Raw genomic sequence first — 7,379 nt, forward strand, 5'->3', positions numbered from 1 at the left:
GGGCGCGGGGCGGCGCTTCGGGGTTCCTCGTTCAGCGGTGCTGCCGCTGCATCGACACCAGCTTCTCGAACAGCGTCAGGTCCTGCTCGTTCTTGAGCAGCGCGCCCACCAGTGGGGGCACGCTCACGCGCTGGTCGTCGCTGTGCAGTGCCTGCAGCGGGATGTCTTCGGCCAGCAGCAGCTTGAGCCAGTCCAGCAGCTCGCTGGTGGAGGGCTTCTTCTTGAGCCCGGGCAGGTTGCGCAGCCGATAGAAGTGGTCCATGGCCGCGGCCAGCAGCTCGTGCTTCAGGCCGGGGAAGTGCACGTCCACGATGGCGCGCATGGTCGCCGGCTCGGGGAAGCTGATGTAGTGGAAGAAGCAGCGGCGCAGGAAGGCGTCGGGCAGCTCCTTCTCGTTGTTGGAGGTGATGAACACCAGCGGGCGGTGGCGCGCGCGGATGGTCTCGCGCGTCTCGTAGACATGGAACTCCATGCGGTCGAGCTCGCGCAGCAGGTCGTTGGGGAATTCGATGTCGGCCTTGTCGATCTCGTCGATCAGCAGCGCCACGGGCTGCTCGGCCGTGAAGGCCTGCCACAGCACGCCCTTGACGATGTAGTGGTGGATGTCCTTGACGCGCTCGTCGCCGAGCTGGCTGTCGCGCAGGCGGCTCACCGCGTCGTACTCGTAGAGGCCCTGCTGCGCCTTGGTCGTGCTCTTGATGTGCCACTGCAGCAGCGGCACGCCCAGCGCCTTGGCGACCTCCTCGGCCAGCATGGTCTTGCCCGTGCCGGGTTCGCCCTTGATCAGCAGCGGGCGCTGCAGCGTGATGGCCGCGTTGACCGCCAGCCGCAGTTCGGGCGTGGCGACGTACTGGTCGGAGCCTTGGAATTTCATTGGTTTCGGCGGGGTTTGCAGGGGTGGCGTCGCAGTATAGGAGGCCCCTAGACTGGCCCTTGACGCCGCGCAAGCTCCGCCCACGGCGCTCACGCGGTCAGCCTTCCTCACCCACCTCCGAGACGATGACCAAGACACTCGCCCTGTCGCTGGCCCTGGCCGGCTTGTTCGTCACCACCGCACAGGCCCAGCCTCAAGGCCAAGCCCAGGGCCAGGCCGGCGATGCCCGGGTGGCCATGTGCAACGGCTGCCACAGCATCCCCGGCTACCAGGCCAGTTTTCCGCAGGTCTACAAGGTGCCCATGATCTCGGGCCAGGGCCAGAAGTACATCGAGGCCGCGCTGCAGGCCTACCGCAAGGGCGACCGCAAGCACTCCACCATGCACGGCGTGGCCGCCTCGCTCACCGACCAGGACATCAGCTTCGTCTCCGCCCACTACGCGCAGCTGGCGCCTTCCGAGGCCGCGCCCGCGCCGGAGGCGCCGCGCGCGCCGTCGGCCGAGGTCGCGGCGCTGCTGACCAAGGGCGCCTGCGTCTCCTGCCACGGCACCAACTTCAGCAAGCCCATCGACCCGAGCTATCCCAAGATCGCCGGCCAGTACCCCGACTACCTCTTCGCCTCGCTCAAGGCCTACCGCACCGAGAACAACGCCGCCGTGGGCCGCAACAACGCCATCATGGGCGGCATCGTCAAGCAGTTCAGCAATGCCGAGCTCAAGGCCATCGCCGACTATGTCGGCTCGCTGCCGGGCGAGGTCTACACGGTGCCGCAGTCGCGCTTTCGCTGAGGCCGCGGCGGCCGGCGGGCCGGGGTGGCGGGCCGCGGCCCTGCGCCCGGCGTCGAACGCGTGCGGGGCGATACTCGCAGGCTGTGTCCACGCCCCCTGGAGCCCCGATGATCGAGCTGACCCTACCCACCATGACCTGCGGCCACTGCGTCAAGACCGTCACCGCCACGGTGCAGCGCGTGGACGCTACCGCGGGGCTGCAGATCGACCTGCCCACGCACAAGGTGCAGATTGACTCCCAGCTGCCCGCCGAGGCCTTCGTCCAGGCGCTGGACGAAGAGGGCTACACGCCCACCGACGCCGCCTGAGCCCGGGCGGCTTTTTCATTTTTCCGAGCAGTTCCCGATGAGCAACGACGACACGCCCAGCAACGCCTTCGAGCTGCTGGGCGGCGAGCCGGCCGTGCGCCGGCTCGTGGACCGCTTCTACGACCTGATGGAGCTGGAGCCGGCCTACGCCGGCATCCGGCGCATGCACCCGGCCGACCTGCAGGGCTCGCGCGACAAGCTGTACTGGTTCCTGTGCGGCTGGCTCGGCGGCCCCAACCACTACATCGAACGCTTTGGCCATCCGCGGCTGCGCGCGCGGCACCTGCCCTTCGCCATCGGCCTGGCCGAGCGCGACCAGTGGCTGCACTGCATGCAGCAGGCGATGCAGGAGCAGGGCATGGACCCGGCGCTGGCCCAGCGCCTGGAGGACGCCTTCTTCAATACCGCGGACTGGATGCGCAACAAGGGTGGGTGAATTCCGTTCGGGATGAGCCTGTCGAAGCCCTTCGACAAGGTCAGGGCGAGCGCAAACGACTTCATCCGCGCAGCAGCACGATCAGCGCCCCGTGGCCGCCCTCGCTGCCGCGGGCCTGCACGAAGGCGGCGACCTCGCTCTTCTGCACCAGCCATGCGCGCACCTTGCCCTTGAGCACCGGCGTGCGTCCGGGCGAGCCCAGGCCCTTGCCGTGCACCACGCGCACGCAGCGCAGGCCCCGCTGCATGGCCTCGCGCAGGAACGACGCCAGCCGCTCGCGCGCCTCGTCGCGGCGCAGGCCATGCAGGTCCACCTCGGCCTGGATCGACCACTGGCCGCGGCGCAGCCGCTTGAGCACGTCGGGGCCGATGTCCGGACGGCGAAAGCTCAGCTCGGCGTCGGTTTCCAGCAGCGACTCCACGTCCACCTCGTCCGACAGCGCCTCCTGCAGTGCCGCCTGCTCGTCGAGCTCGCGCTGGCGCGGCCACGGCGCCGGGCGCGCGTGCACATGCTCCTTGCGCCCATGCGGCTTGAGCGGCTGCACCGGCCCCACGGCCTGCGCGAACAGCGTGGCGGCACTCTGCGCGCGGCGCGCCGCCTCCAGCTCGCGTTGCCGCAGGTGTTCGGCCTCCTGGCGGCGGTGTTCCAGCACGCGCTTGATCGCATCGAGCTCGTGCAGGCTGCGCAGCTTCACGTTCATCGGTACTTCCTTGGGACTGCCCTGCGCTGCGCGCGGTTCATTCAACAAAAGACAAGAGCAAGAAACGGGCTACTCCCGGTGCCGTGGCCCTGCGGTGGCGCTCACAACAGCCCGCGCTCGGCAAAGGAGACGGTCTGCCCGGCGCCGATCACCAGGTGGTCCAGCACCGCCACGTCCACCAGCTGCAGCGCGCTCTTGAGGCGCTGGGTGAGGAACTCGTCGGCACGCGAAGGCTCGGCCAGGCCGGAGGGGTGGTTGTGCGCCAGGATCAGCGCGCCGGCATTGAGCTGCAGCGCGCGCTTGACCACCTCGCGCGGGTAGACGCTGGTCTGTGTCAGCGTGCCGCGGAAGAGCTCCTCCATGCACAGCAGCCGGTGCTGGCTGTCGAGGAAGAGCACCGCGAACACCTCGTGCTCCAGGCCGGCCAGGCGCAGCGCGAGGTAGTCCTTGACCTTGGCCGGCGCATCGAACACGGGCGTGCGGGCCAGCTCCACCGCCAGCGTGCGCCGCGCGATCTCCATGACCGCCCCGATCTCGGCCTGCTTGGCCGGCCCCAGTCCCTTGACCAGCGCCAGCTGTCGGGGTTGCGCCCGCAACAGGCCCGGCAGGCCGTTGAAGTCCGCCAGCAGCTTGTCCGCCAGCTGCAGCACGTTGAGCTCGGGCAGCCCCGTGCGCAACAGCAGCGCCAGCAGCTCCGCGTCGGCCAGGGCGCCCGGGCCGCGGGTGAGCAGCTTCTCGCGCGGCAAGGCGTCGGCGGGCAGGTCTTTCAAAGGCATCGCGTCCAGGACGGCTTGGGGCCGGCTCGTAGAATCTCGGGACCAGTCTATAGACAAGAGTTTCATCCACCGTGAGCATGATCCAGCCCGGGGCCTTCCTGACCCTGCATTACCGACTGTCGGGCCCCGACGGTGCCGATCTCGTCAACACCTTCGGTGGCAAGCCCGCCACGCTCACGCTGGGCACGGGTGAGCTCGCCCCGGCCATGGAGGCGCGGCTGCTGGGCCTGGGCGAGGGCGCGCACGAGCGCTTCGAGCTGGCACCGGGCGAGGCCTTCGGCGAGCGCAACCCCGAACTGCTGCAGCGCGTGAAGCTGTCGCTGCTGCGCGAGCTGGGCGACCCCGATGCCGAGTACGGCGTGGGCGACGTGGTGCAGTTCCCCACGCCCGGCGGCCAGGCCAGCTATGCCGGCGTGGTGCGCGAGGTGGGGCCGGACTGGCTGCTGTTCGACTTCAATCACCCGCTGGCCGGCCAGAGCGTGAGTTTCGAAGTCCAGGTCATTGGGGTGCTGTGAGATGAGCGTGCAGGAAGTGGTGCTGGCGCAGCCGCGAGGCTTCTGCGCCGGGGTGGACCGGGCCATCGAGATCGTGGAGCGGGCGCTGGTGCGCTTCGGCGCACCGATCTACGTGCGCCATGAGATCGTGCACAACACCTACGTGGTCAGTGACCTGCGCGCCAAGGGCGCCATCTTCATCGAGGAGCTGTCGGAGGTGCCGCCGGGCGCGACGCTGGTGTTCAGTGCCCATGGCGTCAGCCAGGCCGTGCGCCGTGAGGCGGCCGAGCGCGGCTTCCAGCTTTTCGATGCCACCTGCCCGCTGGTGACCAAGGTGCACGTGGAAGTCGCCAAGCTCGCGCGCGAAGGCTACGAGTTCATCATGATCGGCCACAAGGGGCACCCGGAGGTCGAGGGCACCATGGGCCAGCTCGACGGCGGCATCCACCTGGTGGAAGAGGTCGCGGACGTGGCCAAGGTGCAGGTGCGCGACCCGTCGAAGCTGGCGGTGGTGACGCAGACCACGCTCAGCGTGGATGACGCGGCCGAGATCCTGACGGCCGTGAAGGAGCATTTCCCGCTGGTGCGCGAGCCCAAGAAGCAGGACATCTGCTACGCCACGCAGAACCGGCAGGACGCCGTGAAGTTGTTGGCGCCCACGGTGGACGTGCTGATCGTGGTGGGCAGTCCCACCAGTTCCAACAGCAACCGGCTGCGCGAGCTGGCGCAGCGCCTGGGCACGCCCGCGTACATGGTGGACGCCGCCGCCGACCTGCAGCCGCAGTGGTTTCCGCAAGGGGCGCGTGTCGGCCTGACCGCCGGAGCCTCGGCGCCCGACATCCTCGTGAATCAGGTGATCCAGCGCCTGCGCGAGCTTGGCGCCCTTAGCGTGCGCCGCATGGCAGGCGTGGAAGAGCACATCCGTTTCCCGTTGCCCAAGGGCCTGGGCGACCGCGCGATGGCCGAGGCCGGCGAAGGTTGAGGATTCAAACCGGGCCGCGCGTGGATGCGGCCCGTGCTGTCGGACGGGCGGGGCGCCGGTGGCCTGAGGGCGCGGGGCGGCTTTCTACAATCCCCGCCTCGCAAAGGAACACACCATGCTCGATATTTCTCTGCTGCGCCGCGACCTCGACGCGGTGGTGGCCCGCCTGGAAGCGCGCAAGTCGCCGCAACCTTTTCTTGACGTGGAACGCTTCCGGGCACTGGAGGCTGAGCGCAAGCGCATCCAGTCGGCCACCGAGGAACTGCAGGCCAAGCGCAATGCGCTGAGCAAGCGTATCGGCCAGCTCAAGGCCAAGGGCGAGGACACCGCGCCCGTGATGGCCGAGGTGGCCGGCATCGGCGACGAGCTCAAGGCCGGGGCCGAGCGGCTGGAGGCGCTGCAGCTGGAGCTGCAGCAGATGCTGCTGAGCGTGCCCAACCTGCCGCACGAGAGCGTGCCGGTGGGGACCGACGAGAGCGCCAACGTCGAGGTGCGGCGCTGGGGCCAGCCGCGGCAGTTCGATTTCGAGCCGCGCGACCATGTGGACCTGGGTGCGCCGCTGGGCCTGGACTTCGAAACCGGCGTGCGGTTGTCGGGCTCGCGCTTTGCCTTCATGCGCGGCGCGGCGGCGCGGCTGCACCGGGCGCTTGCCCAGTTCATGCTGGACGTGCAGACCACCGAGCACGGCTACACCGAGTGCTACACGCCCTACATCGTCAACCGCGACGCGTTGCTGGGGACGGGTCAGCTGCCCAAGTTCCGCGAGGACATGTTCTGGGTGCTGCGCGGCGGCGACGAGGCGCAGGAAGAGCAGTACCTGATCTCCACCAGCGAGATCTCGCTGACCAACAGCGTGCGCGAACAGATCCTGGACGCGGCGCAGTTGCCCATTCGCCTTACCGCGCACAGCCCCTGCTTCCGTAGCGAGGCCGGCAGTGCCGGGCGTGACACGCGCGGCATGATCCGCCAGCACCAGTTCGACAAGGTCGAGATGGTGCAGATCGTGCGGCCCGAGGACAGCAACGCGGCACTGGAGCAGATGGTTCAGCATGCCGAGGCCATCCTGCAAAAGCTGGAGCTGCCGTACCGCGTCATGGCGCTGAGCAGCGGTGACATGGGCTTCAGCGCGGCCAAGACCTATGACCTGGAAGTGTGGCTGCCCGCGCAGAACACCTATCGCGAGATCAGCTCCTGCAGCAACTGCGAGGCGTTCCAGTCTCGGCGCATGCAGGCGCGCTTCCGCAATGCCCAGGGCAAGCCTGAGCTGGTGCATACGCTCAATGGTTCCGGCTTGGCAGTGGGGCGTACGCTGGTCGCTGTGTTGGAAAACGGCCAGCGCGAGGACGGCTCGATCGCTGTTCCGGCGGCGCTGCGGCCGTACCTGGGTGGGCTGGAGGAATTGCGTCCCTGAGAGACGGAAGCCACGGCGCCCTACGGCAGTCCTGCGGGCAGTCAAGCCGCAGGTCAATAGACAGGACTGCGTCCGCCGGACGACCTTGCAGAGGGCCGTCGCGCGTGGTGCAACAAAATTTGATGCAATCGCGCTTGGCCTCTAGCGTTCCGCTCAAAAATTGGATTAGAATGCGAGGCTTCACTCACTGACCAGGGTGAAGTTCCAGGAAAGGTGGCAGAGTGGTCGAATGCGCCGGACTCGAAATCCGGTATACAGGTTTCCTGTATCGAGGGTTCGAATCCCTCCCTTTCCGCCAGCGGCAGCTCTGGGCTTGTTGGCAGCAGCAAGTGGGAAATTCGCCGCGAGGTGTTGACATTACTTTTAAAGTGATGTCATAATTTGCGGCTTGCGCTGAGCAAGTTGAGTTGATCGAGCGGCGCGGTTGGTGTGCTGCTTGTGTGGCAACCATCATTGATGGTTGCTGTCGATCTAAGCAACTTGGTTAGTGATTCGAAATTCCGAGTGCTTGACAAGGTTTTTTGAATGTGTCAGAATTTCAAGCTTCGCTGAACAAAACTGCGAAGCGCTGCAACAGCGGCAAGCTCTTTAAAAACATACAGCCGATAAG

At 67.6% G+C, this 7,379-nt stretch carries 9 protein-coding genes and 1 tRNA gene; 7 read left to right on the top strand and 3 right to left on the bottom strand.

Annotated features, from left to right (window positions below; genetic code table 11):
• Window positions 1-31: 31 nt before the first annotated feature.
• On the bottom strand, window positions 32-874 hold the full coding sequence (locus HHL10_RS22465) for an AAA family ATPase (protein WP_169162637.1): 843 nt from the start codon (window positions 872-874) through the stop codon (window positions 32-34).
• A gap of 125 nt (window positions 875-999) precedes the next feature.
• On the opposite strand from HHL10_RS22465, the gene HHL10_RS22470 reads away from it, so the two are divergent.
• The 3 genes from HHL10_RS22470 (at window position 1,000) to HHL10_RS22480 (ending at window position 2,406) form a co-directional block, all read left to right on the top strand.
• On the top strand, window positions 1,000-1,662 hold the full coding sequence (locus tag HHL10_RS22470) for a c-type cytochrome (RefSeq protein ID WP_169162638.1): 663 nt from the start codon (window positions 1,000-1,002) through the stop codon (window positions 1,660-1,662).
• 107 nt (window positions 1,663-1,769) lie between these two features.
• Window positions 1,770-1,970 carry a heavy-metal-associated domain-containing protein gene (locus HHL10_RS22475; RefSeq protein ID WP_169162639.1) on the top strand — a complete coding sequence of 67 codons (201 nt, stop codon included), beginning with the start codon at window positions 1,770-1,772 and terminating at the stop codon, window positions 1,968-1,970.
• 37 nt (window positions 1,971-2,007) lie between these two features.
• Complete coding sequence (locus HHL10_RS22480) at window positions 2,008-2,406, top strand: group II truncated hemoglobin (RefSeq protein WP_169162640.1); 399 nt, start codon at window positions 2,008-2,010, stop codon at window positions 2,404-2,406.
• A 61-nt stretch (window positions 2,407-2,467) separates the two neighbouring features.
• On the opposite strand, the gene HHL10_RS22485 is transcribed toward HHL10_RS22480, so the two are convergent.
• Both HHL10_RS22485 and radC read right to left on the bottom strand, forming a co-directional pair.
• Window positions 2,468-3,106: a Smr/MutS family protein gene (locus HHL10_RS22485; protein WP_169162641.1), complete on the bottom strand. Its 639-nt coding sequence runs from the start codon at window positions 3,104-3,106 to the stop codon at window positions 2,468-2,470.
• Between the two features lie 101 nt (window positions 3,107-3,207).
• Entirely contained in the window at window positions 3,208-3,882 is a 675-nt protein-coding gene (radC, locus tag HHL10_RS22490) for a RadC family protein (protein ID WP_169162642.1), read from the bottom strand.
• 71 nt (window positions 3,883-3,953) lie between these two features.
• Here radC and HHL10_RS22495 point away from each other — a divergent pair, with 71 nt between their 5' ends.
• The 4 genes from HHL10_RS22495 to HHL10_RS22510 all read left to right on the top strand — a co-directional run bounded on the left by HHL10_RS22495 (window position 3,954) and on the right by HHL10_RS22510 (window position 7,067).
• A complete protein-coding gene (locus tag HHL10_RS22495) occupies window positions 3,954-4,397 on the top strand; it encodes an FKBP-type peptidyl-prolyl cis-trans isomerase (RefSeq protein WP_310734651.1) in 444 nt (147 codons plus the stop codon).
• 1 nt (window position 4,398) lies between these two features.
• Window positions 4,399-5,358 carry a 4-hydroxy-3-methylbut-2-enyl diphosphate reductase gene (gene ispH, locus HHL10_RS22500; RefSeq protein ID WP_169162643.1) on the top strand — a complete coding sequence of 320 codons (960 nt, stop codon included), beginning with the start codon at window positions 4,399-4,401 and terminating at the stop codon, window positions 5,356-5,358.
• Between the two features lie 115 nt (window positions 5,359-5,473).
• Complete coding sequence (serS, locus tag HHL10_RS22505; RefSeq protein WP_169162644.1) at window positions 5,474-6,769, top strand: serine--tRNA ligase; 1,296 nt, start codon at window positions 5,474-5,476, stop codon at window positions 6,767-6,769.
• Between the two features lie 207 nt (window positions 6,770-6,976).
• Window positions 6,977-7,067, top strand: a tRNA-Ser gene (locus tag HHL10_RS22510).
• Window positions 7,068-7,379 lie beyond the last annotated feature (312 nt).

It is taken from the genome of Azohydromonas caseinilytica, assembly GCF_012927045.1.
In the GTDB taxonomy this organism is placed as follows: domain Bacteria; phylum Pseudomonadota; class Gammaproteobacteria; order Burkholderiales; family Burkholderiaceae_C; genus Azohydromonas; species Azohydromonas caseinilytica.

Bases quoted from the DNA above. Each gene is read 5' to 3' on its own strand.
- HHL10_RS22485 (WP_169162641.1), bottom strand. From the start codon at position 3,106: ATGAACGTGAAGCTGCGCAGCCTGCACGAGCTCGATGCGATCAAGCGC.
- HHL10_RS22480 (WP_169162640.1), top strand. From the start codon at position 2,008: ATGAGCAACGACGACACGCCCAGCAACGCCTTCGAGCTGCTGGGCGGC.
- HHL10_RS22465 (WP_169162637.1), bottom strand. From the start codon at position 874: ATGAAATTCCAAGGCTCCGACCAGTACGTCGCCACGCCCGAACTGCGG.
- serS (WP_169162644.1), top strand. From the start codon at position 5,474: ATGCTCGATATTTCTCTGCTGCGCCGCGACCTCGACGCGGTGGTGGCC.
- ispH (WP_169162643.1), top strand. From the start codon at position 4,399: ATGAGCGTGCAGGAAGTGGTGCTGGCGCAGCCGCGAGGCTTCTGCGCC.
- radC (WP_169162642.1), bottom strand. From the start codon at position 3,882: ATGCCTTTGAAAGACCTGCCCGCCGACGCCTTGCCGCGCGAGAAGCTG.
- HHL10_RS22475 (WP_169162639.1), top strand. From the start codon at position 1,770: ATGATCGAGCTGACCCTACCCACCATGACCTGCGGCCACTGCGTCAAG.
- HHL10_RS22470 (WP_169162638.1), top strand. From the start codon at position 1,000: ATGACCAAGACACTCGCCCTGTCGCTGGCCCTGGCCGGCTTGTTCGTC.